General features: G+C 61.7%; 27 protein-coding genes. 11 read left to right on the top strand and 16 right to left on the bottom strand.

Going from position 1 to position 26,073, the window contains the following annotated elements; genetic code table 11:
• Positions 1 to 25: 25 nt before the first annotated feature.
• The 12 genes from ACWTV3_RS00510 to ACWTV3_RS00455 form a co-directional block, all read right to left on the bottom strand.
• Positions 26 to 841, bottom strand: a complete 816-nt coding sequence (locus ACWTV3_RS00510) for an ABC transporter ATP-binding protein (RefSeq protein WP_100389124.1) — start codon at positions 839 to 841, stop codon at positions 26 to 28.
• Entirely contained in the window at positions 838 to 1,680 is an 843-nt protein-coding gene (locus tag ACWTV3_RS00505; RefSeq protein ID WP_498476365.1) for an ATP-binding cassette domain-containing protein, read from the bottom strand. The genes ACWTV3_RS00510 and ACWTV3_RS00505 overlap by 4 nt, the downstream gene beginning before the upstream one ends.
• The gene (locus ACWTV3_RS00500; protein ID WP_498476364.1) at positions 1,677 to 3,248 is read right to left on the bottom strand and encodes an N-acyl-D-amino-acid deacylase family protein; all 1,572 of its coding nucleotides are present in this window, start codon (positions 3,246 to 3,248) and stop codon (positions 1,677 to 1,679) included. The genes ACWTV3_RS00505 and ACWTV3_RS00500 overlap by 4 nt, the downstream gene beginning before the upstream one ends.
• Complete coding sequence (locus ACWTV3_RS00495) at positions 3,245 to 4,123, bottom strand: ABC transporter permease (protein WP_498476363.1); 879 nt, start codon at positions 4,121 to 4,123, stop codon at positions 3,245 to 3,247. Before ACWTV3_RS00495 ends, ACWTV3_RS00500 begins: the two co-directional genes overlap by 4 nt.
• Positions 4,120 to 5,070, bottom strand: a complete 951-nt coding sequence (locus ACWTV3_RS00490; protein WP_498477920.1) for an ABC transporter permease — start codon at positions 5,068 to 5,070, stop codon at positions 4,120 to 4,122. The genes ACWTV3_RS00495 and ACWTV3_RS00490 overlap by 4 nt, the downstream gene beginning before the upstream one ends.
• Before the next feature lie 62 nt (positions 5,071 to 5,132).
• Positions 5,133 to 6,641, bottom strand: a complete 1,509-nt coding sequence (locus ACWTV3_RS00485) for an ABC transporter substrate-binding protein (protein ID WP_498476362.1) — start codon at positions 6,639 to 6,641, stop codon at positions 5,133 to 5,135.
• Positions 6,642 to 6,705: 64 nt separating this feature from the next.
• Complete coding sequence (locus ACWTV3_RS00480; RefSeq protein ID WP_498476361.1) at positions 6,706 to 7,818, bottom strand: alanine racemase; 1,113 nt, start codon at positions 7,816 to 7,818, stop codon at positions 6,706 to 6,708.
• Positions 7,815 to 9,035: a hypothetical protein gene (locus ACWTV3_RS00475; protein ID WP_498476360.1), complete on the bottom strand. Its 1,221-nt coding sequence runs from the start codon at positions 9,033 to 9,035 to the stop codon at positions 7,815 to 7,817. The genes ACWTV3_RS00480 and ACWTV3_RS00475 overlap by 4 nt, the downstream gene beginning before the upstream one ends.
• The gene (locus ACWTV3_RS00470) at positions 9,028 to 9,972 is read right to left on the bottom strand and encodes a Gfo/Idh/MocA family protein (RefSeq protein ID WP_498476359.1); all 945 of its coding nucleotides are present in this window, start codon (positions 9,970 to 9,972) and stop codon (positions 9,028 to 9,030) included. Before ACWTV3_RS00470 ends, ACWTV3_RS00475 begins: the two co-directional genes overlap by 8 nt.
• Entirely contained in the window at positions 9,969 to 11,312 is a 1,344-nt protein-coding gene (locus tag ACWTV3_RS00465) for an aspartate aminotransferase family protein (RefSeq protein ID WP_498476358.1), read from the bottom strand. Before ACWTV3_RS00465 ends, ACWTV3_RS00470 begins: the two co-directional genes overlap by 4 nt.
• Before the next feature lie 9 nt (positions 11,313 to 11,321).
• Positions 11,322 to 12,176 carry an amidohydrolase family protein gene (locus ACWTV3_RS00460; protein WP_498476357.1) on the bottom strand — a complete coding sequence of 285 codons (855 nt, stop codon included), beginning with the start codon at positions 12,174 to 12,176 and terminating at the stop codon, positions 11,322 to 11,324.
• Entirely contained in the window at positions 12,166 to 12,990 is an 825-nt protein-coding gene (locus ACWTV3_RS00455) for an IclR family transcriptional regulator (protein ID WP_498476356.1), read from the bottom strand. Before ACWTV3_RS00455 ends, ACWTV3_RS00460 begins: the two co-directional genes overlap by 11 nt.
• Positions 12,991 to 13,200: 210 nt before the next feature.
• Here ACWTV3_RS00455 and ACWTV3_RS00450 point away from each other — a divergent pair, with 210 nt between their 5' ends.
• On the top strand, positions 13,201 to 14,253 hold the full coding sequence (locus ACWTV3_RS00450; RefSeq protein ID WP_498477919.1) for an NYN domain-containing protein: 1,053 nt from the start codon (positions 13,201 to 13,203) through the stop codon (positions 14,251 to 14,253).
• A 34-nt stretch (positions 14,254 to 14,287) separates the two neighbouring features.
• On the opposite strand, the gene ACWTV3_RS00445 is transcribed toward ACWTV3_RS00450, so the two are convergent.
• Positions 14,288 to 15,337: an MsnO8 family LLM class oxidoreductase gene (locus tag ACWTV3_RS00445; RefSeq protein ID WP_498476355.1), complete on the bottom strand. Its 1,050-nt coding sequence runs from the start codon at positions 15,335 to 15,337 to the stop codon at positions 14,288 to 14,290.
• A gap of 111 nt (positions 15,338 to 15,448) precedes the next feature.
• On the opposite strand from ACWTV3_RS00445, the gene ACWTV3_RS00440 reads away from it, so the two are divergent.
• Complete coding sequence (locus tag ACWTV3_RS00440; protein ID WP_498476354.1) at positions 15,449 to 16,294, top strand: alpha/beta hydrolase; 846 nt, start codon at positions 15,449 to 15,451, stop codon at positions 16,292 to 16,294.
• A gap of 26 nt (positions 16,295 to 16,320) precedes the next feature.
• Here the strand turns inward: ACWTV3_RS00440 and ACWTV3_RS00435 are convergent, their stop codons facing one another.
• On the bottom strand, positions 16,321 to 16,833 hold the full coding sequence (locus ACWTV3_RS00435) for a hypothetical protein (protein ID WP_498476353.1): 513 nt from the start codon (positions 16,831 to 16,833) through the stop codon (positions 16,321 to 16,323).
• A gap of 172 nt (positions 16,834 to 17,005) precedes the next feature.
• Here ACWTV3_RS00435 and ACWTV3_RS00430 point away from each other — a divergent pair, with 172 nt between their 5' ends.
• Together ACWTV3_RS00430 and ACWTV3_RS00425 are read left to right on the top strand one after the other, a co-directional pair.
• Positions 17,006 to 17,683 (top strand): DUF1294 domain-containing protein, encoded by a 678-nt coding sequence (locus ACWTV3_RS00430; protein ID WP_498476352.1) that lies wholly within the window; start codon positions 17,006 to 17,008, stop codon positions 17,681 to 17,683.
• Between the two features lie 38 nt (positions 17,684 to 17,721).
• Positions 17,722 to 19,362, top strand: a complete 1,641-nt coding sequence (locus ACWTV3_RS00425) for a serine hydrolase (RefSeq protein ID WP_498476351.1) — start codon at positions 17,722 to 17,724, stop codon at positions 19,360 to 19,362.
• Positions 19,363 to 19,372: 10 nt separating this feature from the next.
• Here the strand turns inward: ACWTV3_RS00425 and ACWTV3_RS00420 are convergent, their stop codons facing one another.
• Positions 19,373 to 19,669 carry a metal-sensitive transcriptional regulator gene (locus tag ACWTV3_RS00420; RefSeq protein ID WP_498476350.1) on the bottom strand — a complete coding sequence of 99 codons (297 nt, stop codon included), beginning with the start codon at positions 19,667 to 19,669 and terminating at the stop codon, positions 19,373 to 19,375.
• Between the two features lie 109 nt (positions 19,670 to 19,778).
• Here ACWTV3_RS00420 and ACWTV3_RS00415 point away from each other — a divergent pair, with 109 nt between their 5' ends.
• The 7 genes from ACWTV3_RS00415 (at position 19,779) to ACWTV3_RS00385 (ending at position 24,369) form a co-directional block, all read left to right on the top strand.
• Positions 19,779 to 19,964 (top strand): DUF8730 family Cys-rich protein, encoded by a 186-nt coding sequence (locus tag ACWTV3_RS00415; RefSeq protein WP_231604861.1) that lies wholly within the window; start codon positions 19,779 to 19,781, stop codon positions 19,962 to 19,964.
• Between the two features lie 8 nt (positions 19,965 to 19,972).
• A complete protein-coding gene (locus ACWTV3_RS00410) occupies positions 19,973 to 20,086 on the top strand; it encodes a DUF8730 family Cys-rich protein (protein WP_498476349.1) in 114 nt (37 codons plus the stop codon).
• 108 nt (positions 20,087 to 20,194) lie between these two features.
• On the top strand, positions 20,195 to 21,604 hold the full coding sequence (locus ACWTV3_RS00405) for an MBL fold metallo-hydrolase (protein WP_498476348.1): 1,410 nt from the start codon (positions 20,195 to 20,197) through the stop codon (positions 21,602 to 21,604).
• Between the two features lie 9 nt (positions 21,605 to 21,613).
• Entirely contained in the window at positions 21,614 to 22,402 is a 789-nt protein-coding gene (locus ACWTV3_RS00400; RefSeq protein WP_498476347.1) for a sulfite exporter TauE/SafE family protein, read from the top strand.
• Positions 22,403 to 22,405: 3 nt separating this feature from the next.
• Positions 22,406 to 22,960 (top strand): DUF4395 domain-containing protein, encoded by a 555-nt coding sequence (locus tag ACWTV3_RS00395; protein ID WP_498476346.1) that lies wholly within the window; start codon positions 22,406 to 22,408, stop codon positions 22,958 to 22,960.
• A 43-nt stretch (positions 22,961 to 23,003) separates the two neighbouring features.
• On the top strand, positions 23,004 to 23,372 hold the full coding sequence (locus ACWTV3_RS00390; protein ID WP_498476345.1) for a rhodanese-like domain-containing protein: 369 nt from the start codon (positions 23,004 to 23,006) through the stop codon (positions 23,370 to 23,372).
• Between the two features lie 58 nt (positions 23,373 to 23,430).
• The gene (locus ACWTV3_RS00385; protein ID WP_498476344.1) at positions 23,431 to 24,369 is read left to right on the top strand and encodes an alpha/beta fold hydrolase; all 939 of its coding nucleotides are present in this window, start codon (positions 23,431 to 23,433) and stop codon (positions 24,367 to 24,369) included.
• Between the two features lie 24 nt (positions 24,370 to 24,393).
• Here ACWTV3_RS00385 and ACWTV3_RS00380 read toward each other — a convergent pair whose 3' ends face one another.
• The gene (locus tag ACWTV3_RS00380) at positions 24,394 to 25,980 is read right to left on the bottom strand and encodes an FAD-dependent oxidoreductase (protein ID WP_498476343.1); all 1,587 of its coding nucleotides are present in this window, start codon (positions 25,978 to 25,980) and stop codon (positions 24,394 to 24,396) included.
• Between the last annotated feature and the right edge of the window lie 93 nt (positions 25,981 to 26,073).

The raw sequence follows: 26,073 nt of genomic DNA, 5'->3' as shown, positions 1-26,073 counted from the left end.
TTTGGGGTTGGTTGGGGTGCCCGCACTAGGCCGTGCGGGGCTGATCGCCGTGAAGGCGAGGAACTGACGCAAGAAGTTTTTTCGTGTAGTCGTGCTGAGGTGAGGTAAGGATGTCGGCGGCCGCGCCTGATTCGACAACTTCACCGTGATACATCACGTAGACGTAGTCGCAGAAACGCGCGACAACGCCCATGTCGTGAGTAATCATGAGCACCGCCATTCCACGATCGTCGGCGAGAGCACCGATGGTCTCAAGCACGGCAGCTTGCACGGTCACGTCGAGCGCACTCGTCGCTTCGTCCGCAATCAGCAGTCGTGGTGACGATGCGATCGCCATCGCGATCATGACGCGTTGACGCATTCCGCCGCTGAGCTCGTGAGGGTACTGACGGTAAACCGCGGCGGGGTTACGGATACCGACCGCATCCAGACTCTCGATAACGAGAGCCTTGGCGGTCTTTCGCAGCTCGGGGCGGTGCGCCACCAGAACGTCGCGCACCTGATGCCCTACTCGAAACACCGGGTTGAGCACCGACATCGGGTCTTGAAAGATCATCGAGGCCTGCGCACCACGGACGCCCTGGATTGCCGAGAGCGGCGCTTTGAGAAGTTCCCGACCATCGAGAGTGATGGATGATTCCTCGCCATAGTGCGCGATTCGCTCGTCATTCAGACGTAAGACCGACATCGCGGTGACCGACTTACCGGAGCCCGATTCGCCAATGATTCCTACGCGAGTGCCCGCCTCGACGCGGATAGAAACACCGCGCACCGCGGGCGGGGCGGATGCCGAAAACCGTACCGAAAGATCCCGGATTTCTAAGAGTGCTTGGTCGCTCATGCGCGGCTCCTCGTCACGTTGATCGGGCTAGTGAGATCGGGGTCGATCGACAGCGGACGATGCCGCGATGCAGGATCGGGCTCAAGAACCGCTTCGATTAGGGCACGAGTGTAGGGATGTTGCGGGTTACCGAAGACCTCGTCAGAAGTTCCGTACTCCACGATCTCCCCCAGGTACATCACAGCGACGCGGTGCGACATGGCCCGCACGACGCCCAAGTTGTGGGCGATGAACAGGTAGGCGATTCCTTGTGTGCGCTGGAGCTCTTGAAGCAGTTCGAGCACTTGGGCTTGCACCGACACATCGAGCGCGCTGGTCGGTTCGTCGCAGACAATCAGCGACGGGCTAACACCAAGCGCTCGTGCAATCGCGATGCGCTGGCGTTGGCCACCGGAAAACTCGTGTGGGTACCGGCCCGCCATCTGTGCCGACAGCCCTACCTGCTCGAGCAGCTCGCCCACGCGGGCGGCGGCACCGGAGCGCGGCACAATCTTGTGCACCAGCATGGGCTCCGCGATTTGCCGACCGACCGTCATCCGCGGATCAAGGGTGGCGTACGGGTCTTGGAAGATCATCTGCAGGTCGCTGCGGATAGCGCGCATGCGGGTCGGCGTCACTTCAGCGAGATTCTCACCTTGGTAGGTGATGGTTCCCTCGAAAGGCATCAATCCGAGCACGGCGCGCGCGACGGTCGACTTGCCTGACCCTGATTCGCCCACAAGGCCGACCGTCTCGCCGGCGGCGAGGGACAGCGAGACCTTATCGACGGCGGGCTTAGCGTTGCCCGTGCCATAGCGAACCGTGAGGTCTGCAATTTCTAGTAACGGTGAAGGGGTCATGCTGTTCTCCTTCTTAAGACGTGGCCAGGCAATTCGTGGGTGTGACGGCCGTCGCGCACTACCCGGACGCCGTTCACAAAAACGTGGACGATTCCCTGCGGTGTTTCAAGTGGGGATGCGTAGGTTGCCCGGTCCGCGACCGTGGACGCGTCGAAGACCGTGACGTCAGCGCACGCGCCTACAGCGAGCACGCCGCGGTCGGTGAAGCCCAGTCGAGCGGCCGGCTTCGCCGTCATCTTGTGCACGATCTCCACCGTGGTCATGCCCGCACGCGAGAGTTCGTCGAACGAACGTGGGAAGGTACCGATCGACCGCGGATGAGGCAGATTGGCCTCGTGCGTGAGGCTGAGGGCGAGCCCATCCGATGCCACAGAAACGAGCGGATGCTGCAACACCCGGAGAGCGTCGACGGGCCGCGTGCCGACGATGATCACGTCAACGTTGAGCTCGTTCGCGTGGAGGAGTTCCACGGCCAAAGGACCCCACGACTCGTGGTCTGATTCAGCCACCAATTCTGCGAGAGTCCTGCTCACCGCGAGCGGATTTGCTGAGGCCTTAGCCACCGTAATGGCCTCCGGCGGAAACCCGGCCGCCGACTCAAGCATCTCGGCAACGGCGGCCGGAGCATCCGCAATGCGTTGGGCGATCTCAGCCACGGGAAGTGCTCGCAGCTCGGTCGGCAAGAGCTGAAGCATCGTCGTGTGACCGGCGAGATATGGGTACGCATCGGCCTGCACATCACCGTTCGCGTCTTCGACGAGGGCGATCGCGGCGTCGAGCGCGCTGCCGTCGTCGTCACGGATCGAGCGAAAGTGCGAAATTTGCAGGCGAGCACCCGCGGTCTCAGCAATCTGCAGGGCCTCAGCCACCGCATCCGCCAGTCCATCGCCGTCGTAGGCGCGCATGTGCATACTGAGCAGAGCATTGTGTTGCGCAACTGAACGCGCGAGCTCGGTCAGCTCGTCGACCGGGCTGAGTTCGCCCGGCGAATACATGAGCCCCAAGCTCAAGCCCCACGCGCCCGCTGCTAGCGCCTCCTGCAGCTCGGCGACCATGGCCGCGCGGCGATCGTCATCGTGGTGAGGGTCGACCCCAACTCTGGTTTGAGCGGCGAGCACGATAGTTCCGTGCCCCACGAGCGGTGCCACGTTTGTCGCCGCCGGAGTGGAATCGAGCGCGGCAAAGTATTCACCCACCGAGTTCCAGCTCACCTCGACATCAGCGACGATGTCCACGGGCCCGATAATCGCGCGAACGTCGTCGGGGTTGCCGCGAATCGGTGCCGGGCTCAAACCGCAATTGCCAATCACTTCGGTGGTGATGCCCTGCAGCACGCGTGATTCACATTCCGGGTACGCAAAGCGGGTGAGATCGGAGTGCGTGTGGATGTCGATGAATCCTGGTGCCACGATCAGGCCAGCGCAGTCGACAACCACGTCGGCATCGCTCTCAGGGAAGTTGCCGATGCCGGCGATCTTTCCGTCGGCGATCAGTATGTCGGCGTCGAGAAGTGGAGCGCCGGTTCCGTCGGCAACGCGACCCCCGCGCAGCAACGTGACGCGGGTCATGAGCGACGCCGCCGTCTCATGGGGTTCGCTGATTCGGCGATAAGTTCGCCAGCGAACATCAGCACGGCAGCGACGAAGGTGATGACAAGGCCAGCCGAAATCGCATACCAGGGTGATGTGACGTAGTAGTTCTTCGAAGCCTCGAGGATCGTGCCCCACGTGGAGGCGGGCAAATCGACGCCCAAACCGAGGTAGCTCAGGCCCGCCTCGATCAGGATGGCTTCCGCCATGAGCGTGGGAATCAGCGTCAGCAGTGGGCCGGCGGCGTTAGGAAGCACGTGGAGGCCCAAGATTTGAGTCGGTCGCACTCCCCCGACCCGCAACGCTGTGACAAACTCGCGCTCCTTGAGACTGCGCGTTTGCGCTCGCATCAGGAGAAATACGCGAGGGAAGAAGAGGAACCCAATAATGACCGTGAGCGAAAGGCTCGTGGTGCCGAAGCTCGCGACCATCAAAATGGCGAAAAGCACGAGAGGGAAAGCGAGCGTCGCCGAAGCAACACTCGTGAACGCGCCATCCATAAACCGTCCTGCGTTTCCGGCGATGAGGCCGGTGGGAAGACCAATGACAAGAGCAACGAGAACGCTGCCCGCCGCGATGACAAGTTCGAGCTGAGTGGAATAGACCAGTCGAGCCCAGACGTCGGCTCCCGCTTCATCCGTTCCCAACGGATGCGCGAAGCTCGGAGACAACAGAATGGACGACGCGTCAATCGCCGATGGCGAGTACGGGCTAAAGAGCGAGGGCCAGACCGCCATGAAGAGGGCTATTACGCCGATGACAATGAGCGAGAGTCTCGCGGGGCCGACGGCGGCGATGGCAGCGAAGGTGCGCGACAGGGGCGTTCCGCTCGTGCGGGGTTCGGTGAGTGTCATTCTGTGATCCTCGGGTCGACGAGACGGTAGGCGAGGTCTGCGAGGTAACCAACGAGCAGCACCACAATCGTGGTGAGCAAGACGGCACCCTGCACTACTTGGTAGTCACGGTTGAGAACGCTCGAGAGTAGGAGTTGGCCGATACCGCCGAGGCCAAAGACGGCCTCCACGAGCACGGCACCTCCGACGAGCGCTCCGATCTGTACTCCCACGATCGTGATCATCGGGGTGACAGCATTACGCATGGCGTAGACGAAGACGCGGCGCGGTGTCGAAATGCCCATGGCCAGCGCCGTGCGCATGTAATCCTGGCGGAGAACGTCGGATGCTTCGGCATAGACGAAGCGCGTCAGCACTCCCCCGAGGAAGATCGCCAGCGTCGTGACCGGCAGAATCATCTGGATGAAGAAATCTCCGAAGTCATCGAAGGGGCTGGTGAATCCGCCCGACGGCAGAATGTCGAGCGTGACCGAGAAAATGATGATGAGGAACAGTCCGAGCCAGACTGCGGGAATCGCGATCGCCAATGTCGTCACCAGACGCACTGCCCGGTCGACGATTCCGTTGCGGAAGTACGCGGCGGCCATTCCGAAGATGATGGAGAGCGGTACGGCAATGAGCACAGCTCCAAGAATGAGGAACAACGTTGGCGGAACAGCGCCCGCTACGAGTTCGACGACGGCAACCCCGCTGCGGCTTGAGACTCCAAAGTCTCCGCGCAGGATGTCGCCAAGCCAGATGCCGTACTGAACGGGCCAGGGCTGGTCGAGCCCCATTTCTGTTCGTAGCTGGGCCAGCGTTTCCGCCGCATCCGGCCGCCCCGCCTGGGGACCGAGCAGCAGAACTGCTGGATCCCCAGGGGTGAGCCGAAGAGCGAGGAAGGCGAACACCGAGACGAACCACAAGACCACGGCGAGCTTTGCCGCCTCTATTCCTGCGCGTCGCATGATTTTCACGATGCTGCCTCCCTCGTTCCTTCGTGTTGTTGCGTGCTGTGTCGTGCGCGGTGTTACTGGCTGACGGTGACCTGCGAGAGCAGAGCCCAGCCGAGCGGGTTGACCTCGTAGCCCGAGACATCCGGACCAGCGATCGAAGCAACCGGGGTCGACTGCACGATCATGATGGGCAGTTCATCTACGAGAATCTGCTGGAGTTCGCCGTAAAGCTCACCGCGAGTGGCTTCGTCAGAGACGCGGGTAGCGTCAAGAACGAGATCCGAAACCGTCTGGTTCTGGTAGTCGTCCGCAAGGTGCGGAGTCATGATGATGTCGAAGAAGGAGTGGGGGTCCGCTCCTACGTTGAACACATTCCAGGTGGCGTCATAACCGCGGCTCACGTAAGCGTCGAGCCAGACCGAAATCTCCGTGATGTTGACGTTCAAGGTCACACCGATCTCAGCGAGCGATGCCTGCCAGACACGAGCGAGCTGTTCAGCCTCCGGGAAGCCGGAAGGAACTTCAAGCGAGAACTCGAGGTCAGACTCGCCAGCAGCAGCGAGCATTGTCGCAGCCTTGTCGAGGTCGTACTCGTAGCCGTCCTGCTCGGAGTAGGCCCAGCTGCTCTCAGGCAACGGGCTCCAGCTGCTCGAGCCGCCGCCACCGTAGGCGATTTCCCGAATGGAGTCCTTGTCGAGGGCGTACGCCAAAGCCTGGCGCACCATCGGGTCAGCAAGCTTTCCCGATGAGTTGAACTCGATCAGCGAGAGGCTGTTCGATGCGACCGGCTCTACGAGGGCGGCACGGTCGGCGTCGAGCTGCGACACCGTTGCGGCCGAGGCGCTGGCAAGAATGTCGACGCTTCCGCTGTAGAGATTGTTGAGCGCGACCTGCTGGTCGGTGATCGGCTGCAGTCGAAGAGTTTCCGTCGGCGAAACGTCACCGAAGTAGTCGTCGAAGCTCGTCAACACGATCTCGGTGTTGGCCGTCCAGCTCTCGAACTCGTACGGGCCTGAACCCACGGGCTCGGAGGTCGCCGTGTCGAAGCTCGAAGGAGCGACAATCGCGATCGATGCGAGACCCGCGAGGAACGTGGCATCCGGATTGTTGAGCGTGATGACGACCGTCGACTCATCCGTTGCCTCGTACGAGGCGACGTCGGCAAGACGGCCCGACCAGATCGAGTCTTCTGCTGTGCCGGCGCGCTCCATTGAAGCAATGACAGCATCAGCGTCAACTGAGGTTCCGTCGTGGAATACGGCATCCGGCGCTAGGCTGAACGTGAACACCGTTGCGTCTTCGTTTACCTCGTACGTCGCGAGGTCGGGCTGAAGCTTCAGCTCGGCGTCGTAGTCGACGAGAGACGAGAACACGAGCTCACGAATCGCAAATTCGAAGATGATGAGCTGATTGGTGTGAGGATCGAAGTTGTCAATGTCGCCCGCCAGAGCTACGACTACCTCATCCTTGATAGCTGCTGGGTCGTCGTTATTCGATGACTCAGCAGCGCATCCTGTAAGCACGAGCGAACTTACTGCGGCAAGGCCGATCAACGACCGACGCCATGGTGACTTGTTACTCATTGCGCTACCTTTCTGTTACTTCTCTTGGTTGGTGCAGGGGTGTTACTAGTGACCCGCAGGCTGGTTAGTGCCTACCAACGGGATTCCAGATGTCGACGACGTCACTGCCTTCGACCACGTGTACGCGGCTGAACATGTTCACTACGCCACACGCATGATTGGGGATGATTCGAACTCGGCTTCCGAAGCCGAGTTCGTCAATGCCGGTTCCGTTGAGGATGCCGTGCTCTTCGTAGGCACGCTCGAAGACGATGTCGTCGGCGAGGGCTCCTTCGGGAGCCGTCACGAGGCCGAGGGTGTCGCCGCGGTTAGAGCGGTCGGAACTCATCGCCTTGATGCCCGCATCAATGACACGACGATCGGCAGCGGGAACGCTCACCACAGTGCTGAGCACAGTGAGCGCGCACTGAGCACTCAAGGCAGATCCGAGTCGAAACTGATTAGCATCGAAGAAGACGTAGGTTCCGGCGCGAGCTTCGGTGATACCAGGTACGCGCGGTGCAGATTCCCAGCCGGGTGTCGACCCCACGGAGACGACCGAGATGGCGTGACCGGCTGCTCGCAGCGCTTCCGCGACGGCGACCAACGCTGCCGCGGCACCGGTTCCGGCCGCGACGATCTCGTCGCGAGTGCCCTTGAGGCTCGCAAGCTGGCCTTCGTGCATGTAGACGCCATCGAGCAGGATGCCCGGCAAGGCGGCGATTTCAGCCGCGACGTCGTCCGCTGCGGCAGCCAGCACTCCCGTACGAGCGAGGCCAGTGTCGATCTCCAGAATGACCGGGATCGTAGAGTCGGCCGCCACTGCAGCCTGAGACAACACTGCAGCGAGTTCGACCGAGTCGATTCCGACCGCTAGGCGCGCAGTGTGGTTGGCCTCGGCGGCAAAGCGAGCCTTCTGAGCAGAAGCCGGAGCGTTCGCCCAGAAGACGTCGTTAATTCCCGCAGCGAGCAAGGCTTCGGCCTCCGCCATCGTTGCGCAGGTGAATCCAACAGCGCCGGCCTGCAACTGCAGCCGAGCGACTTCAATCATTTTCGAGGTTTTGAAGTGAGGACGAAGAGCAACCTCCGCCTTCACCGCGAACTCCGCCATCATGCTGATGTTGCGCATCATCTGCGCGCGATCGATCAGCAAGGCCGGGGTTTCCACAGAATCGAACAGGGTGGGGCTGAAGGTCATGATCCGCTCCTCATCATGTCGGCGGCATCCCGAATCCACGAGAGTGTCGGTGCGGTTGCCGTGCCGTAGTTGTAGAGGGCGAGCTTGCTCACGCCCGAACCACGGATGGCATCCACCTTCGAGAGAAAGCTGTCTTTCGTCGGGTGGAAGCTGGGCCAGAGAGTGATGGCTGAGGCCAGGGAGTCTGCTCCACGATCGGAGAGCGCGGCCGCGGCGAGAGTGTGGTCGAGTTCGCGAGCCACCTCGCCAGCGGTCGGATAGTAGCTTTCAAGAACGAAAGAGTCGGCGACAGCAACACTTGCTGCGACATCCACGCCCTCCATCCAGTTGCTGAAAGCGGGGCGTCCCCAGACCGCTGCACTCAGGTCGAGCACAGCGCCTTTGGCGCGGATCTCGCGAGCAACCCGGCCGGCGAGCTCAGTGACCACGTCGTTACGCATGCGGGTGTAGGCCGCGAGATCGGGCCACATCATGTGGAGCGACGCAATTTCGGCGCCATCATCGGCGTCGCGACCGGCGGGTGCTTCGGCGTTCCAGGTGCGGTGAAGTTCGTTCGAGACCCGAAGGCGCAGGGCTCCGACGTCGATTCCGCGGGCTGTTCCCTGTTCTCGGCAGTGGCTGCAGAAGCACAGTGAGAGAAGGTAGCGCGTGGTCGGGTCGAGGCGGGCGCCCCACAGTTCGTGAGGATGACCGTGGTTGTACAGCAGGTACGAGAGGCTCTCTACCAACACACGATCGAACAGTCCCGAGCCGGCGATCTCCGCCACAAGCTCAACCGCGTACTGCTGAGCCGCAGGGTTTGCTGGGCACAGTCCGTGGGTGAAAGAGTCGCCGAAACAGTTTTTGATTGCTGCTTCGGGATGCTCGGTCGCCATCGTGGTGTTGTGGAATGCGATTCCCCAGCCGCTGAGCGAAATGCCCGCGGCATCCGCAGCACGCTTGAGCGAGGGATAGAGATCCGGATGCTCGGTCGCGATGGAGGAGGGCGGTACGGCCAAGCCGCTGAAGTTGTTGAAGCCGAGGGGCAAGTGACTCGTGTTTGCTTCCGCCACCGTCGAGACACGGTCGAGGCGGCGAGGAGAGATGACCTCGGCCGAGTGATAGGCGGTAGCGATGACGAGGCGGTCGACACCGAGTTCGGCAACTGTCTCGACAACGCGTTCAGCGCCGTCGGCGATGACGTCCCAAGGGTAGATGAGCAGCGATACTTCAGACAACGGGAACCTCCTGATAAATCTGTTCGATTAGTTGGAGAGTGGGTTCGAGATCGTCGAGCCCAAAGCCCGCTTCCTCGTCGCGAAAACTCGTCCACTGGCTGATGAACGGTGCCCGATCGATGTTTATCGACGGGCCGCTGCGCTCAACGCCGATAGCCGAGATCGACCACGAGCCATCCATATAAATGCGGGCCGTTCCTCTGGTGCCCGTCACGATGAGCCCTGTGCCAATCGGGTCGTACGGCACCCACGACATTTCGATGGATGCAATGGTCGATTCCCCGACGCGAGCGATAACGCTCGCGTGATCTTCGGTCTCGTGGCTAGGGTTCACGCGCTTCAGGGCTGCGGTCTCAAACTGCAACTCCCCACCGAGGATTGCGCGTGCCCGATCGAAGGCATGAACGCCATTCGTCACAAGCACTCCCCCGCCGCTAACAGCGGAGTTGAAGTACCACCCGGGCAGGCTGGCCTCTTCGAGGTGAAACTGCATGCGGTCGTTGTAGGTCAGAATCTCACCGAGTTCTCCGTCGGCGACGGCACGAACCACGGCCTGAACGCCGGCCCAGTGGCGAGTGGACATTCCGACGAAGAGTCGGCCGCCCGCACTGAGAGCGTCACGCAGCGGTGCAGGATCTTGCCCAGGAACACGATGGGGTTTTTCCACGAGAACGTCGAGCCCCGCCGCTACCAACTCTGTCGATTGCACAAGGTGCCCGGCAGAGGGAGTGGCGATGATCGCACTATCGAGGTCGTGCTCCTGAGCAAGCGCCTCCTGCACGGAGGTATAGGTGCTGGCGCCCGAATCAACGGCGCTAGCTCGCGCCAGATCCGTGTCGACGACAGCAGCAATCTGGTCACCAACAGCACGAACTGCAACGGCCTGACGGTGACCCATCACCCCCGCTCCGACGACAAGAACCCGGCGCGCACTCATGCGAAGATTCCTTCGCTCTTCATTTCCTGCAGTACGTCGCGGGCGGCCTCGAGCGTGAGGTCGATGTCCGCTTCGGTGTGCGCGAGCGAAATGTGGTTGCGCTTGAGCGTCATGGGATACATCACAAAGCCGCGGTCAGTCATTCGGCGGTGGAACGTGGCGTAAGCAACGTCATTGTTCTCCAAGAGATCGTTGTAGCTCTTCGGCTCCCGATCCATGAAGTAACAAATGAAGACGCTGCCGAGGCCCGTCACGTGAGCCGCAATGCCGAGCTCGGTGGTGATGTCGCGAAGCCCGTCCCGCATCCGAGCGCCGAGGCGGCCGGTGTATTCATGCATTCCCACTTCGGGATCACTGGCAACCGTCATCGTGGCGATTGCTGCGGCCATCGAGACCGGGCCACCGTTGAACGTACCGGCGAGCATCACGCCACCGCCAGCGGACGAGAAATTGTCCATGAGATCTGCGCGACCGCCAAGCCCCGCGACGGCGAAGCCATTACCCATCGACTTGCCGTAGCTGGTGAGGTCGGGGGTGATTCCGCAGAGCTCTTGGTAGCCGCCGGGAGCGTGGCGGAAGCCCGTGATGACCTCGTCGAAGATCAGGATGCTGCCCTCAGCCTTGGTGATCTCTCGCAGACCTTCTAAGAAGGACTGGTCGGGAAGTAGCGCGCCGACGTTATGAGGCACGGGTTCGAGGATGATCGCTGCGATCTGATCCGGGTAGCGCTCGTAGAGGGCGCGAACCGAGTCGAGGTCGTTGAAGTCAGCGACAAGCGTAGAGCCCAGAGCGTCTTCGAGGATTCCGGTAGAAAGCGGGTCAACGGTTCCGATGCGGTCGGCCGGCGACGCGACGTTGCGAGCAACGGCATCTCCCCAACCGTGGAAGCAACCTTGAAACTTGAGGAGGTACTTGCGGCCAGTGACGCCACGAGCGAGTCGCACGGCCTGCATCGTGGCTTCGGTGCCACTCATTGTCGTGACGGACTTTTCAACCGAAGGGATGAGTTTCGCGACCATGCGAGCAACCTCTACTTCGAGTTCGCTCACGCCCAGACCTACGAGGTCAAGACCGTTCAAGCTCTGCGTGACGGCGGCGGTGACACGCTCGTCGGAATGCCCCAACAGGATGGCACCGAATGCTGCGTGATAGTCCACGTAGCGGCGACCGTCGTAGTCCGTCAGGTAAGCACCCTGAGAATCGCGGAAGGCATACGGCGCACCAAAGTTCCGAGTTGCCGAATTCACTCCTCCGGGAATAAATTCTTTGGCTTCGCTGATCAGCGCAGCGGCTGTCCTAGGCACGGTATCTTGCTCCTTTTTCATCGGTTGGGTAGTCATGGCGGCGGGCTATCTAGCGAGCCGTGGATCGGGGATCTCGAGAAGCGAAAGAGCATCCTGGTGAAGGATCGACTCAACGGTTTCTTCGAGAACGTGGGGCAGGTTGCCCGCACGAAAGTCGGCAAGCGAGCGGAAACGCGCAATGGCGTCAGCCGGCTCCCACAGCGGATAGTCACTGCCGAAGAACAATTTGTTCACGACGCCCCACTCTTGGGCATTGACGAGAGCCATGAAGCCATCCATCGGTCGGTGCCAGCTCGCAGAGACATCGGCGTAGACGTTGGCGTGCTTGCGCAAAACGACGACGGCGTCGCGCTGCCACGGGTGGCCCATGTGCGCCATGATCTGCTTGAGATCTGGATGCCGGCGAGCAACTTCTTCGACAACGAGCGGTTGGCTGAGCGAGAGTCGGCCCTGCGCACTGGGCGTCGCACCCATGTGCCAGAGGATGGTCATCCGTCGTTCAGAGCAGAGTCGGTAGAACTCATCGAATGCAGGGTCGAGCGGATCGAAGAGCGACAGAACTGGGTAGAGCTTGACTCCCTTGAAGCCAAGTTCGTAAGCCTCGTCAAGCTGATCCCGCCAGTCGGTGTCGAGCGGGTCGAGCGCAGTGAAGGCAACCGTCGGCGTTGACAACTGGGCGCAGTAGTCCGCGACGAAGCGGTTCGGAGTGTGCACGCCCGCACGGGTGGCAGCAAGGCCGAAGACGATGGCGACGTCGACGCCGGCTTTCGTCATCGCAGCGTCGTACATTGCGGGCGAGATACGCGGGTACGGCTCACCGTACGCGGGCTCCCAGTTCTTCTTGTGCTCGTCACCCCAGTGTTCGGGCTGGTGGTTGTGGGTGTGGACATCAACGATCATGGTTTTCTCCTTTTCGCTGGCCACCGCGCTCAGCGCGGAACGCGGCAACAAATCGTGGGTCGGCGGCAAGCTCGGCCGCCACATCGTGAACGCGCTGCGAGAGTGCTTCGCGCAGCTCGGGGGCAAGCTCGCCGGCGGGGCCCGAGACGCTGATCGCGACCGGAACGTCCAGCCCCAACGGAATAGAAACAGCGAGGCAAATGACGCCGAGGTCACGTTCCTGGTCATCGAGGCTGTAGCCACGTTCCCGAATAGTGGCGAGGTTCGCATCCATCTGCTCGCGGTTCACGATCGTGTACTCCGTGAAGCGGGCATAGGGCTCTTCAGGCAGGTGCTGGGCGATCTGGTCGACCGGGATCTCTGAGAGCAACATCTTTCCGATGCCCGTGCAGTAGGTGTAGTCGAGCGAGCCATCACGCGACCGGAACCGCAACGGACGGTCTGGTTCTTGAACGCACAAGTGCAGCGCCCAACGCCCTTCGAGCACACCGAGGTTGGCGGTAAGGCCCGTCTCGTGAGCGAGAGTCTTCAAATACGGTGCGGCGACGTCAGCGGTGTTCGCGACTCGACGGTACGACTCGGAGATGTCGAGCACTGCGTGCCCCAGTGCGTACACCGGTGGGTCACCCTCGCGGTAGACGAAAGCCTCCTGCTCGAGCACCGAAAGCAACCGGATGAGGGTCGACTTCGGGAGTTCGAGCTCGGCTGATAGTTCAGCGAGGCTGAGCGCTTTCTCCTGCGCGCCGAGCACCTTGAGCACTTTGAGAGCCTTGACTAGCCCCTGTGAATGATACGACGTGGCACTGCGTTCCATGTGAGGGACTCTATCCAGCGGGGTGTCAAAAGTGAAGCACATGGAATGTTAATTCCATGTTGCGCGATGTGGAACTCAGCAGCCCTGGTTGAGTCGAGAAAATGTCGCCAGGGTCGCTTCCCAGTGATTGCCCCGAATGCGGGGATTGTCTTGAGCGAGCCTCACCAGAAGACTGAGAAGAACTTTTTTTCCCGAGGAGACCAATTGGCTATGCCCAGCGAAGGCCGAGTGGCCGTCTACATCGATTTCGACAACATCGTGATCTCGCGCTACAACCAGAAACACGGCAACGGGCAGTTTCAGAAGGACAAGGCCCGCTTTCATAATTCCAATCGCGCAACGCCCAGCGTGGTCGGCACGAAACTGATCGAAGCCGAGGTGGATGTCGAAGCTATCCTCGACTACGCCTCGTCGTTCGGAACAGTGGCCTTCAGTCGCGCCTACGCCGACTGGTCGGTGCCGGTGAATGCTTCCTACCAAAAGCAGTTCATCAATCGGGCGGTGGAACTCGTGCAACTCTTCCCTCTGACTGCGCTGATGAAGAACGGTGCAGACATCCGCCTGTCGGTGGACGCCATGGAGGACATGTTCAGGCTCCCGGATATCACTCACGTCGTCATCGTGGCCGGCGACTCGGACTATGTGGCACTCGCCCAGCGAGCCAAAACGCTAGGGCGCTTCGTTGTGGGTGTGGGAGTCGCCGGCGGCACGAGTGACGCCCTCACTTCATCGTGCGATAAGTTCGCGGACTACGACTCACTGCCTGGCGTCGAGTTTGGAACTCCCGCGGTATCCCCGCAGCCGAACACGGCGCCCAAAAACACAACCGTCACCGCAACGAAGACCGCCAAACCTGCTGCAGCGAAGACCCTCAAATCGGCCGCTACGCAGAAAAGCCCAACGAGCACTCAGCCCACAAAGACGACGGCTGTCACCGCGAAAAGCGCTGGGACTCAGCAACCGGCGGCGACCTCGAAGGGCCCGTCCACGACACCGGGTGGTGCAGCGGCGAGCGGAATGCGGCCGTTCAAGATGCTCGTGCGGGCGATGCTGCTGGTGCAACAGAAGGAAGATTCAGAGTGGCTCAACAGTTCGGGCGTCAAGAATCAGATGCTTCGAATTGACCCGTCGTTCAACGAAGCATCATTGAAGTTCAAAACATTCAGCGAATTTGTTGCATCGCATCATTCCCACGTTGAGGTTCGAGAGCGCAACGGTGTGCGTGAATTACGGTTACGGGCCAACGCCACTCTCCCCAAGTAGTCGCGAGACTTGGCTAGGACAGCGCGATCGGTGGCTAGGCGAGCAGTTGTTCGGCCAGCAGCTCGAGCGCGTGCACGCGCACGGGTGACGTGTTCGCGGCGTCCTCGGTGTGTGCCGAGAGACCGGGCACGACCATGACCTCGTCAACGCCAAAGCGGGTTGCGAGCGAGCGGATGCGGGCTGCCGCAGCAACAGGCTCATCAATGACCCAGCGCTCAGCCATGTCATCCACCATCTGCTGTTGCGGCGCAGCGAGCTCGGTAGCAGCGGCCTCCTCGATCGTGGCCAACGGCCCCAGCGGCATGCCGCTGAGCAAGCGCGCCATCTGCTGCAATTGCGGCAACGCGGCAGCACGCGCGGCAGCCGCAGTCTCGGCGACAGCCACGTTCAGCGTCAAGAATGTCTTAGGCGCCTTCAGCTGTTCCGAGGGCACGAAGTTGTCGCGGTAGAGCCCCAGAATGCGGGCTGTTCCTTCGCCCGAGAAGTGGTGAGCGAAGACATACGGCACACCCTGCGATGCGGCCAAACGCGCCGAGTAGTCGCTCGAACCCAACAACCAAAGGTCTGCGACGGATGCCGCATTCGGCGTCGCCGTGAGTTCGTAGGTGCGCCCCTGCTGCAACTGCAGCGTGGCACCTTCGGGGTTCATGAGGCTGCGGATGTCGGCCACGTTGCGCGGGAAGGCATCGACGTCGCTGGTCGTGCCCGTCATCCGCAAGTACGAGGTGATCACAGGGTCGCTGCCGGGAGCGCGGCCGATACCGAGGTCGATACGGCCGGGGAACGCGGCCTCGAGGATCGCGAACTGCTCAGCAACGACGAGAGGCGCGTGGTTGGGCAACATCACTCCCCCGGAACCCAGGCGAATGTTCTTGGTCTGCGCCGCCAAAATGCCAATCAGCACAGCCGGGTTCGTCGACGCCACGGCCTTCATGTTGTGGTGCTCAGCCACCCAGTATCGTGAGAAACCCAGATCATCAGCGCGCTGAGCGAGCGCGGTAGTCGCCGCAAGAGCATCGGCAGACGTCTGGTTGCTACGAACAGGAATGAGATCAAGAACGGAAAGGCGAAGTGGTGTAGTCATCACTGCTATTCAACGCTCCCGAGTCGCGGATATTCCTGAAAGCGCCGCATCGCGTCGCTGTGCACTAGCTCGCCCGCGCGGTGGGGCATTCGCACTCAATAGACTGGGGCAATGCCCACTGCCGAACCGTCGCCCTCCGCCGCGAACGACCCCACTGAGTCGAGCGAACCCACCGAGGCGACCGAGGCAACTGCTCCCGCTCCTGCGGCAGCCCGCTCTCGCGCCCGCCGCACCATCCGCAACGTCTTCATTTCATTGGCTGCCGTTATCGTTCTCGCAGTTGTTGGAATGCTTGTCTGGGCAAATGTCGGTGTGATGCAGGCCGAGCAGGGCGCGCTCGACAGCGTGCGCACCAACCCCGCCGTGCACATCACCGAGAACTCGAACTCGTTCATCATCACCCCCACCGGGGACGCCACCGGCGAAGGCTTGCTCTTCATTCCCGGAGCTAAAGTGAGCGCGGATGCCTATCTCTACAAGCTATCGGGAGCGGTCGTCGAATCTGGGCTCACCGTGGTCGTGACCAAACCCATCCTGAATCTTGCGTTCTTCGATCAACGCTCGCTCGACACGTTCACGAGCGCTGTGCCGGATGTCGATTCCTGGCTCGTTGGCGGCCACTCGCTCGGCGGCGTGCGCGCCTGCCAATACGCGGAACAGCCCGACGTGAACGGCCTCGTACTCTTCGGCAGCTATTGCGCCAACGATCTCTCGGAGGTCGACACTCGTGTTCTCAGTCTCAGCGGCAGCAACGATTTGCTGAGCACTCCGGAGAAAATCATGAATGCCGCACACCTATTGCCGACCTCGACCACGTTCTTTCCGATTGACGGTGCCAATCACGCGAGCTTCGGCGACTACGGGGTTCAGGCCGGAGACGGTGAAGCCACCCTCAACTCCTCTGTTGTGCGCGACGTAATCGCCGCCGAGATCAGCAGTTTCGTGCGCATTGGCTAACCCCGACGAAGCGTAGTCGGCGCTCACTACGCCAGGATCGGGATCGTTCCCGTGGCCGCATAACCGGCCGACTGAGGCAAAGGCTCCCCCAACACATCCGACGGAGTGTGCGCAGTGTCCGCTGCCTCGGCGGGAGTCTCGTGGTGCATCGAAATGATCGGGATCGACTCAGTGAGCGCCACTAACCCGTCGCTGATCGTGACGAGCGGATCGGCATCCGTGCTCGAGAAGATCGGGAACGAACGCCCCTCATCCGGCAGTCGACGGCCACGGCGGATCACCACGATCGTTGCTGCAGCAAGAGGAATCGCGATCACACTCGGAGCCGCCACCCACATCGATGCGCTCAGAACGCCATAAGCCCCCCACACGGTGTAGCCCATGACCAAGAGCCACTGTGTGGTCTCCGAGATGCCGGCCAGTCGAACCGCATCGTTACGGCTCTGCCAGGTGATGCGGGCCTGCGGCATCCACATGAGAAAAGAGAAACCAGTGCCCACGAATCCAAGCGCGTTAACAGCGAAGTCGGTGATGTTCATCCCGTTTGATCTGATCTTTCTGACGGTCCAGGGAAGAACTCCCGAATGGACACGATTGCTAGGCATCACCACGATGTCTCGGTAATCATAAGCACAAAAACGGGCGGGTGCTAGTACCCCAATTGGGCTCCATAACGCAGGAGCACGGAGCTCAGCAGGTTACCCTCAGTACATGGGTTTCGGAAGCACACGTCGCGAGGGCGCGCTCGCTTCATGGAACGACGAACGCGGCTTCGGATTCATTGATGTTGACGAGGCCGCTGACTCAATTGCTGCTGGCGGCCAGAGTGAACGCGTTTTCGCGCACATCTCAGCATTTCCGCCGCGCGAGACACGGCCGGCGCCCGGCGAGCGGGTCAGCTTTGCCATCGAACGCACGCGGGAAGGCAAGGTTCGCGCCCGCAACATCCGCTATCTTTCAGCCTCGGGCCGCGCGCTTCGCGTCAAGCGACGCAAACCCGGCACCATGAGCTACGTCGTCTTCGCGACCTTCGTCATTGCCATCAGCATCGTGACGGCAATCGGTGCTCTACCGTGGATCTTCGCCGCGCTGTATCTGGTGATGAGCATCATCACTTACGGCTCGTACGCTAGCGATAAGAAGGCCGCGCAGACACGACAGTGGCGAGTGTCAGAGGGAGCCCTTCTCGGACTCGGGCTCTTCGGCGGCTGGCCCGGAGCGATCGTGGCCCAGCAACGTCTGCGCCACAAAACGCAGAAGCTGATGTTCCGCCAGGCATTCTGGGGCACCGTCGTGCTCAACATACTGGTCTTTGCCATTCTGACCACCGCTCTGCGGGAGCCGGTCGTAGAGCTCATCCGTCTCATTCTCGAGGCAACTGCTCTCTAGCCCTGCCGGGTTCGCCGCCTAGGTTCTAGGGTGGTTGCATGGAGACTTCGACCGAGTTCCACACTGTCCGCCGCTCTCGCTCAGCGCCCGCGATTGGAGCGCTGCTTGCTGTTTCCGTTGCGGTCTCGGGATGCACGGCAGCGACATCCAATGGTCTTGAGGTCGTCACGGGCGACTCGCCTGCCTCTGATGTGATCGCGCTCAGCGCGGGCAGCAGCGACGTAGAAGTTGCACGCGCAGTTGCTGCTGCAGTTGAGCAACTTCCCGCGCTGGCCGAGGCGGCGATGGATGAGTCGGGCACACCGGGCATGGCAGTCGGCGTCGTGCACAACGGCGACATGATCTTTGCCGAGGGGTTCGGGCTTCGCGAAGTCGGCACGAGCGACCGGGTGGATGCCGACACCGTCTTTCAGATCGCCTCGGTTTCGAAGTCGCTCTCTGCCACGGTCGTTGCGCGCGCCATCACGCAGGGTGCCGTGGAGTGGGACACCCCGGTGCGCACGTTGCTGCCCGACTTCTCTCTGGCAGAGACGTACGTCACCCAGAACGCCACGATCGCGGACTATTTCAGCCATCGCACCGGGCTGGCCACGGGCGCGGGCGATGACCTCGAAGACGTGGGCTACGAGCGCGACTACATTCTCGATCATCTGCGTTATCAACCGCTCGACGACTTTCGCAGTAGCTACCATTACTCCAATTACGGCATTACGGTGGGAGCCGAGGCCACAGCGGCGGCGCTCGACCTGCGGTGGGAAGACGCCGTGCGCGAGCTCGTCTACGAACCGCTCGACATGTCATCCTCGAGTTCGAACTATGCGGAGTTCGTAGCGCAGCCCAACCGCGCCACGCTGCATACGCTCGTAGACGACGAGTTTCAACCGCTCTTCGAGCGAAACCCCGACCCCCAGTCCCCCGCCGGCGGTGTCTCATCGACCGTCGGTGACCTGTCGAAGTGGATGACGATGGTGCTCTCCGACGGAGAATACGCCGGCCAGCAGTTCGTCACCCCCGAATCGCTCACGCCTGCCATCACAGCGCAAAGCATCAGCGCGCGGGCTTCTGCCCCCGACCAGCGCAGCGGCAGTTATGGCTTCGGCTTTAATGTGGGGAGCCAGGCGACCGGTCGCACAACAGTGAGCCACTCGGGCGGTTTCGTTTTGGGCGCTGGAACCAATTACCAACTCGTACCGAGTCTCGATCTGGGAATTGTGACGCTGACGAACGCTGGCCCAATCGGCACTGCCGAAGCGATTAACGCACAGTTCCTCGATCTGGTGCAGCACGGGGATAGCTCGCGAGACTGGCTCGGTGACTACCGTGGCGCTCTCGCAGGCCTCCACGCTCCAGCGGGAGATCTCGTTGGCGAGGCTGCGCCTGGCACGGCGGGAGCATCCGTCTATCTCAGCGACTACGTGGGAACCTACCGCAATAGCTACTTTGGCGACCTCGTCGTGACCGAAGTTGATGGCGCCCTGCAGGCAGCCCTCGGCCCTCGGGGCGGCTACGTACTTGAGTTCGAACCGTGGGATGCCGACACTTTTGCTTTCGCTCCAACCGGCGAGAACGCGCCAGCTGGTTCACTCTCGTCGGCTACTTTCGGCCGTTCCGGTGGGGTCGTCACCGGGGTGACGCTGGAGTTCTTCAACGCTCAGGGTCTCGGAGAGTGGCTCCGCTAACGCGGAGTCATTACGCAAGCGAGAGAAAGAGTTTTTCTATCTCCTCTGACTGCGGTGAGCCGTCGGCATCCGGGTTGAGGAGACACTCCCGCATCGCTTCAGAGATCACGAGAAAACCGGCACGGTCAAGGGCTTTGGATACTGCCGCGAGCTGGTGAACCACATCGCGACATCCGGCACCGCTTTCGACCGCGGCAATTAGCGCGCCCAGTTGCCCGTGAGCGCGACGCAATCGGTTCGCGATCTTCTTCTGGGTGTCAGGCTCAGCGCTTGTCGCTGTCGTGGCCGTGGCCGCTAACGAATCCATGTGCTCTCGTTCCTCGTGAGTGAGTTGACAGTTTCGATACCCCATGGGGTATAGTTCAAGCATACCCCCTAGGGTATTTAGAAAGCAGTCAGTCAACGAAAGCAGAGTTATGTGCAGAGCAGTCACGTGTCGTACATGCGGCAAAACCACGTGGGCCGGATGCGGACAACACATCCAGTCCGTCAAGCGCAGCGTGCCCGCATCCAACTGGTGCAACGGTAAGCACTCGCAGTCCGAGATCGACGCCGCAAAGTCCAGTCAGGGCGGCTTCTTTGCCCGCCTCTTCGGTCGTTAGGAGACCACATGTGCGCCCAAGTCACGTGCCAGAAATGCAGTAAGCCCACCTGGGCAGGCTGCGGAGAACACATCGAGGACGCCCTCGCCAACGTCGCCGAACGCGACCGTTGCCACTGCTAGGCCCCCGCCTCACAGGCAGCCACCGCCTCACACGCAGCCACCGCTGACAACCGACCGTCGTCGGCGCCTTCCCTCCCCCGGACATAGCGAACACTCACTGGAGTAATCATGCTTCTCGAACGTATCTATGACACCGACCTCGCTCAGGCCAGCTACTTCATCGGTTGCCAGGCCAAGGGCGAAGCGATCGTTATCGATCCTCGCCGCGATCTCGACGTCTACCTTGAGATTGCCGCTAAAAACGGGATGACCATCACTGCCGTCACCGAAACTCATATTCACGCCGACTACCTCTCCGGCACGCGCGAACTTGCTGCCCGCACGGGCGCGGAGATCCTCGTCTCAGACGAAGGAGGCCCCGACTGGACCTATGGAAGCGCGTTCGACGGTGCTGTGCGCATGAAAGACGGCCACATCATCACCCTCGGCAACATCACGTTGCAGGCCGTCCACACTCCTGGGCACACTCCCGAACACTTCTCGTTCTTGATCACCGATGGCGCGCAGGCTGACGCTCCCGGTTTCATGCTCAGCGGAGACTTCGTGTTCGTCGGAGACCTCGGGCGCCCTGACCTTCTCGATGAAGCCGCTGGCGGCATCGACACTCGCTTCAGCGGAGCGAAGGACATCTTCGCTAGCCTGCGCGACCGCTTCCTGACGCTCCCTGACTATGTGCAGGTATTGCCTGCCCACGGTGCCGGTAGCGCCTGCGGCAAAGCTCTCGGCGCGATTCCGACAACTACCGTTGGCTACGAACGTGCGTTCGCCTGGTGGAGCCACTACGTCGAGAACAACGATGAGCAAGGCTTCATTGACGAGCTGCTCAACGGTCAACCGGATGCTCACGCCTACTTTGGCCGCATGAAGCTGCAGAACCGACAGGGCCCGAGTGTCATGGGCGCCGTTACCCCGCTACGCGAGTACACGACTGAGGAAGTTGCGACGGCGCTCGATGCCGACAGCGCGATCCTCATCGATACTCGCAACAATGCCGAAGTTCACCGTGGCACTGTGCCGCGCTCGCTCAACGTTCCCGGACCAGAGAAAGCGGCAAGCTACGGCGCTTGGGTCTACAACCCAGATACAGAATCACGCCCCGTCATCCTTTTGGCTGACGATCTCGAACACGCCGGAGAGTTGCGCGATCACCTCGTGCGCGTGGGCATCGACACGGTGTCAGGCTTCGTAACGACTCTTGACGGACTCACCCTCGTAGTGCCCCGACTCGTCGATCCCGCCATGCTCGATGGCGTTGAGCGCGTGCTTCTGCTCGACGTTCGCAACAAAACCGAGTTCGCCGAGGGACACATCCCCGGTGCTGAGCAATTGAGCGGTGGCCGCGTCATGTGGTCGCTCGACCAGCTCCCCCGCAAAGGAACCATCGTGACGTATTGCCAAAGCGGAGTGCGCAACAGCGTGGCCGCGAGTGCCCTGCGCCGTGCTGGCTACGACGTTGCCGAACTGGATGGCTCGTACCTTGGTTGGCTCGCAACTGCTGGTGCAGTCCCCGCGGTCTAACGCGACCTCATGGAACCTAATCTGATCATCGCGCTGGCCCTCGCCGTACTCGTGGGAGTTTCCCTCGGCATGCTCGGCGGGGGCGGCTCGATCCTCACGGTGCCGATCCTCACCTACGTTGCCGGCTTTGAGCCGCAGCAGGCGATTTCGGCTTCGCTGTTTATCGTGGGCGTTGCGAGTGCCGTCAGCGTGCTCCATCACGCTCGGGCAGGCCGCGTGCGCTGGCAAACTGGATTGATTTTTGGCGTCGCAGGAATGGCCGGCGCTTTTGCCGGAGGGATAGTCGGCGGCTACATCCCGGGCACGATTCTCATGGTTCTCTTCGCTGCCATGATGGTGGCTACTGCGACCGCCATGATCCGCGGCCGCAAGAAAGTACCCGCCGGTTCACTTCACGAGCCCGCGAAACTCCCCGTCGTCCGCATTATTCGTGACGGGTTCTTCGTCGGTATTGCCGCTGGGCTTGTTGGTGCCGGCGGCGGCTTCCTTATCGTTCCCGCACTCACCCTTCTTGGCGGCCTTCCGATCGCGGTGGCAGTAGGAACCTCGCTGCTCGTCATTGCGATGCAGTCGTCCGCCGGCCTCGCCGCTCACCTCTTGACCGTCGACCTACCCTGGCCGACGATCCTTGCCTTCACCGGTATCGCCGTTGCGGGATCGTTTGTGGGAGCGGCTCTCGCCGGGCGCATCCCCGAAACGGCCCTCCGCAAGGGTTTTGGAATCTTTGTTCTTGTGATCGGAGCCTTCGTGCTCGTGCAAGAAATCCCGCGCTTGATCCCTCTCATGACAGGAGCGTGACTGTTGCCCGCGACAGAAACTGCAACGGCAGCAGCAACGCCAGGCCCACCGAAAGTGCCCACCGTGGGTGCCCTTGTTGAGGGCTACGACATTCCGGTGGTCAACGAGCGAGCTGTTCGGGTAGCTGCGGGCATCCTCTTTCTTGGCGGTGCGGTCTCGATCGGCCTCGCGATTGTCGAGCATTCTGCAGTGCCGCTTCGCCCGTTCGGCGTCTTCTTTATGATGGATATGCTTCTGCGCGTCACAGTAGATGATCGCTGGTCACCCACGCTCGCGCTTGGTCGCCTCATCGTTCGCGCGCACGAACCGAACTGGGTGGGAGCCCCGCAGAAAGAGTTCGCCTGGTGGCTCGGCTACGGCCTCGCCCTACTCTCGTGTGCCGGAATGGGCGTGCTCGGTGCGCCGCTCGAAGCCACACTGCTGTTGTGCGGACTGTGCCTCACCATGCTTTTCTTAGAAGCCGCCTTCGGTATCTGCGTTGGATGCTCGCTTCAGCGCTTGCTCACAAAAACCCCACCCCAATACTGCCCAGGCGACTCATGCCGGGTTTCCGAATAACCACCTACACACACCACAACCACCCGTTTCACAAGGAGAAAAAATGTTCCGCCCCCTCGCCGCTCTCGCTGGTTCTCTCGTCGTCCTCGCATCGATCGTCGGATGCTCGACCGGCGACGGCTCCCCGGAGATCGAGCTCACCGCCGACACCATTCTCATTGACGTTCGCACCCCCGCAGAATACGACGCTGGGCACCTTGAGGGCGCCACACTGCTCGACCTCAACGGTGGCGATTTTGCTGCGGCTCTTCCCACACTCGATCCCAACGCTGAGTACGCCGTCTACTGCAAGTCGGGCAACCGTTCCAGTCAAGCTGTCGCCCTCATGCAAGAAGCTGGCTTCGAGAACATCATCGACCTCGGCTCCATCGGTGAGGCAGAAGCCTCCACCCAGATCGAGGTTGTGCAGTAGAGCACTCCCCCGCAAAGCCAAACCGCACCACGTTTGGCTCCGAACCACAGCCGTGAACATGACGCCAGCCTCCAGCACGCAGTACAGCGCCGAGAACCGGTTTGACCGCGCGACCGCGGGCTTCACGCGCGTCGTCGTTCCGACCGATCTCGGCGATGTCGTGGCACACGTCGATCCGAATGCTGCTGCGCTATCCGATTCAGCGACCCTTCTACTCCACGGGGCCGCCGGTTCGTGGACGACCTGGTTGCCGTTGATCCGCGCCTCGCATGCGACGGGCAGCCCCTTGCAGAACGTTGTCGCCCTTGACCTCCCCGGCTGGGGAGAAAGCGGCAGTATTTCTGCGACTGCGACGGTCGAAGACCTCGCGGATGCCGTAGCCCACGTCACGAGAACGCTCGGCTACGCGAAGTGGAATATTTTCGGCCACTCGCTGGGCGGACACCTCGGGCTCACGATTGCGGCCAGACACCCGGAGCGCACCGCGAGCGTAACGGCGATTTCGGCGACCGGGCCCGGCGCACTATCGGTGCTGCGGCATCCGGTTCGTCGCTTCGGCACCCTGCCGCTGCTCGCTGGCATGCTCGGCGCTATGCGCTTCCTGAGCACCCTTGGCCCTGCCGGCACCGGCCTCATTCGCATTCTTCATCGCCTTCGTGTGCTCGGCCCCCTCAGCTCTCCCCTGTTCGCCGAGCGTCGCGCTCTCGACCGTTCGGTGATCGATTCTCTCGCGGCAGAGATTCGTCCCGCCGCGTTCGCGCGGGGAGCTGCCGCGGCTGCTCGCTACGACGAATCTCAGTGGGCGAGCATCCAGTGCCCTGTCACGCTCGTGCGCGGTAATCACGATGTCTTCGTCAGTTCGACGGATGACGATTGGTTTGCCCGCATTATTCCGCACGCCCGCCAGCAGGTGTCGCCGCGTGCCGGACATTTCGCCCACATTGAGTCGTTCGAAACGTCGGCACCAGCACGCGGTGGTTCCTCAGTAGCGGCCTAAAGAGTGAGCCGATCACTCTGCTGCCTAAGCATTGCGCTGCACAAGCACGATCGAGTCTTCGGTGATGAAATCCCCCTTGCCCGGTAACTCAATCGGGCGAGGACGCAACTCGTGCACCAGCACTGTCCAGTCGTCGAGCTCCAGTTCGAGCGCTGCGAGATCTCCGTCCGGAGTGTAGAGGCTGGGGAATGGCGAGCTATGCCCCACCCCCGAGGGCGTGGCGGGTGGCCGCGGCGGCGTGCCGTGAGCCGTGATCAACAAGTATCCGCCTGGTGCCACCATCATGGCTGCTCGCTTGAGAATGTCTGCTCGCGGTAGCTCGACGGGCGACTGCAAGAAACTGGCCGAAACGAGGTCGAACGATTCGGAGCTCTCGAACTCTGAGAGGTCCGCCGCGACAAAACGCAGCTGATCGTTCGTGATCCCGGCGCCCTCGGCCGCCTTCCGACCTCGTTCGATCGCGTTGTGCGAAATATCGACGCCTGTCGTCCGCCAGCCTCGCTGAGCAAGCCACAGCGCGTCGCCGCCTTCTCCGCAGCCGAGGTCGAGCGCTGTTCGTTCTGCGTCCTTGGCGTATCCGCCCTCAAGGTCGGGAACGATGGCCGCCAGAACGGCGTTCACTCGCCCCGACCACTGGTGGGCATCGCCGGAGTACCGCGATTCCCAGAACTCTGCAGGAGACGCGGGTCGTTCGGCGATATCGAAATCCTCGGCCACTAAAGCAGCGTTGACGGCTCCGCCAGTCATCGCGCCTGCCCCCATCGACATGGGCACCGTGAGCATCGGATTCGCGACGTTGCCTACTGCCCAGATACGGTCATGACTCGTTTTGCCACCCTGATCGACGGCGATGAAACTGCTGCCCATGATTTCGGTGCGGGCAAGCTCCAGATGAGCAAGAAACGCATCGTGCGGCCTCGGAGTCCCTGCCGTGAAAATCGCATCAATCGGCACTGTTTCTCCGTCTGCCGTGCGTACGCCGGTGAGTGTGCCGACCTCATCTTCCAGCGCGACCACCGGAGACTTCACGAGTTTCACTCCGCGGGAGCGCAAACGAGAAGCTTGCTTCTCAGTGAGCTCGTCGAGCCCTGCAGTGAAGACGGTGACGTCATCGCTCCATTGACGCACTAGGAAAGCTTGATGCAGTCCGACGAGAGACGTCGCCAGAACGCCGAGTTTGGTGTCACGAACTTCCCAGCCATGGCAGTACGGGCAGTGCAGCACGCTGCTACCCCAGTGTTCAGCCAAGCCTTCGATTGGCGGCAACTCATCGGTTATCCCGGTCGCAACGATGACCACGCGGGCGTCGACGGTGCTGTTGTCGCTCACCGTAATGCGCACACCTTCTGAGATTTCGTCGAGGCGCTCAACGCTGCCCTCCCGCATCTCAACGCCATATAGCGCAAGCTCTTTCTCGCCCTTCTCACGCAGTTCGAGCGGAGTGACGCCCTCGTTTCCGAGGACGCCGTGCATGTGGTCAGCGAAGCGATTGCGGGGGGCTCCCGAGTGAATCACCAGCGTCCGGCGGCGCGCGCGCCCCAGCAGCAACGCCGCGTTGAGGCCTGCGGGGCCCGCTCCGATTACAACGACATCCCAGTAGTTTTCTTTCATGAAATCAGTGTGCGCGCGGGTGTATAGTTTCAGCAAGCTAATTTGCAGTATTGGCAAACACGCGGGCAACACCACTCGGCACTAACGACACCA

Source organism: Salinibacterium sp. AL4.1, assembly GCF_059767305.1.
Note: the sequence above shows the minus strand (reverse complement) of the source record. Positions and strands in the feature narration are given on the sequence as shown.

Excerpts from the sequence above, each read along its gene's own strand:
- ACWTV3_RS00510 (WP_100389124.1), bottom strand. The coding sequence starts at position 841 with ATGAGCGACCAAGCACTCTTAGAAATCCGGGATCTTTCGGTACGGTTT.
- ACWTV3_RS00505 (WP_498476365.1), bottom strand. The coding sequence starts at position 1,680 with ATGACCCCTTCACCGTTACTAGAAATTGCAGACCTCACGGTTCGCTAT.
- ACWTV3_RS00500 (WP_498476364.1), bottom strand. The coding sequence starts at position 3,248 with ATGACCCGCGTCACGTTGCTGCGCGGGGGTCGCGTTGCCGACGGAACC.
- ACWTV3_RS00495 (WP_498476363.1), bottom strand. The coding sequence starts at position 4,123 with ATGACACTCACCGAACCCCGCACGAGCGGAACGCCCCTGTCGCGCACC.
- ACWTV3_RS00490 (WP_498477920.1), bottom strand. The coding sequence starts at position 5,070 with ATGCGACGCGCAGGAATAGAGGCGGCAAAGCTCGCCGTGGTCTTGTGG.
- ACWTV3_RS00485 (WP_498476362.1), bottom strand. The coding sequence starts at position 6,641 with ATGAGTAACAAGTCACCATGGCGTCGGTCGTTGATCGGCCTTGCCGCA.
- ACWTV3_RS00480 (WP_498476361.1), bottom strand. The coding sequence starts at position 7,818 with ATGACCTTCAGCCCCACCCTGTTCGATTCTGTGGAAACCCCGGCCTTG.
- ACWTV3_RS00470 (WP_498476359.1), bottom strand. The coding sequence starts at position 9,972 with ATGAGTGCGCGCCGGGTTCTTGTCGTCGGAGCGGGGGTGATGGGTCAC.
- ACWTV3_RS00465 (WP_498476358.1), bottom strand. The coding sequence starts at position 11,312 with ATGACTACCCAACCGATGAAAAAGGAGCAAGATACCGTGCCTAGGACA.
- ACWTV3_RS00460 (WP_498476357.1), bottom strand. The coding sequence starts at position 12,176 with ATGATCGTTGATGTCCACACCCACAACCACCAGCCCGAACACTGGGGT.
- ACWTV3_RS00455 (WP_498476356.1), bottom strand. The coding sequence starts at position 12,990 with ATGGAACGCAGTGCCACGTCGTATCATTCACAGGGGCTAGTCAAGGCT.
- ACWTV3_RS00450 (WP_498477919.1), top strand. The coding sequence starts at position 13,201 with ATGCCCAGCGAAGGCCGAGTGGCCGTCTACATCGATTTCGACAACATC.
- ACWTV3_RS00445 (WP_498476355.1), bottom strand. The coding sequence starts at position 15,337 with ATGACTACACCACTTCGCCTTTCCGTTCTTGATCTCATTCCTGTTCGT.
- ACWTV3_RS00440 (WP_498476354.1), top strand. The coding sequence starts at position 15,449 with ATGCCCACTGCCGAACCGTCGCCCTCCGCCGCGAACGACCCCACTGAG.
- ACWTV3_RS00435 (WP_498476353.1), bottom strand. The coding sequence starts at position 16,833 with ATGAACATCACCGACTTCGCTGTTAACGCGCTTGGATTCGTGGGCACT.
- ACWTV3_RS00430 (WP_498476352.1), top strand. The coding sequence starts at position 17,006 with ATGGGTTTCGGAAGCACACGTCGCGAGGGCGCGCTCGCTTCATGGAAC.
- ACWTV3_RS00425 (WP_498476351.1), top strand. The coding sequence starts at position 17,722 with ATGGAGACTTCGACCGAGTTCCACACTGTCCGCCGCTCTCGCTCAGCG.
- ACWTV3_RS00420 (WP_498476350.1), bottom strand. The coding sequence starts at position 19,669 with ATGGATTCGTTAGCGGCCACGGCCACGACAGCGACAAGCGCTGAGCCT.
- ACWTV3_RS00415 (WP_231604861.1), top strand. The coding sequence starts at position 19,779 with ATGTGCAGAGCAGTCACGTGTCGTACATGCGGCAAAACCACGTGGGCC.
- ACWTV3_RS00410 (WP_498476349.1), top strand. The coding sequence starts at position 19,973 with ATGTGCGCCCAAGTCACGTGCCAGAAATGCAGTAAGCCCACCTGGGCA.
- ACWTV3_RS00405 (WP_498476348.1), top strand. The coding sequence starts at position 20,195 with ATGCTTCTCGAACGTATCTATGACACCGACCTCGCTCAGGCCAGCTAC.
- ACWTV3_RS00400 (WP_498476347.1), top strand. The coding sequence starts at position 21,614 with ATGGAACCTAATCTGATCATCGCGCTGGCCCTCGCCGTACTCGTGGGA.
- ACWTV3_RS00390 (WP_498476345.1), top strand. The coding sequence starts at position 23,004 with ATGTTCCGCCCCCTCGCCGCTCTCGCTGGTTCTCTCGTCGTCCTCGCA.
- ACWTV3_RS00385 (WP_498476344.1), top strand. The coding sequence starts at position 23,431 with ATGACGCCAGCCTCCAGCACGCAGTACAGCGCCGAGAACCGGTTTGAC.
- ACWTV3_RS00380 (WP_498476343.1), bottom strand. The coding sequence starts at position 25,980 with ATGAAAGAAAACTACTGGGATGTCGTTGTAATCGGAGCGGGCCCCGCA.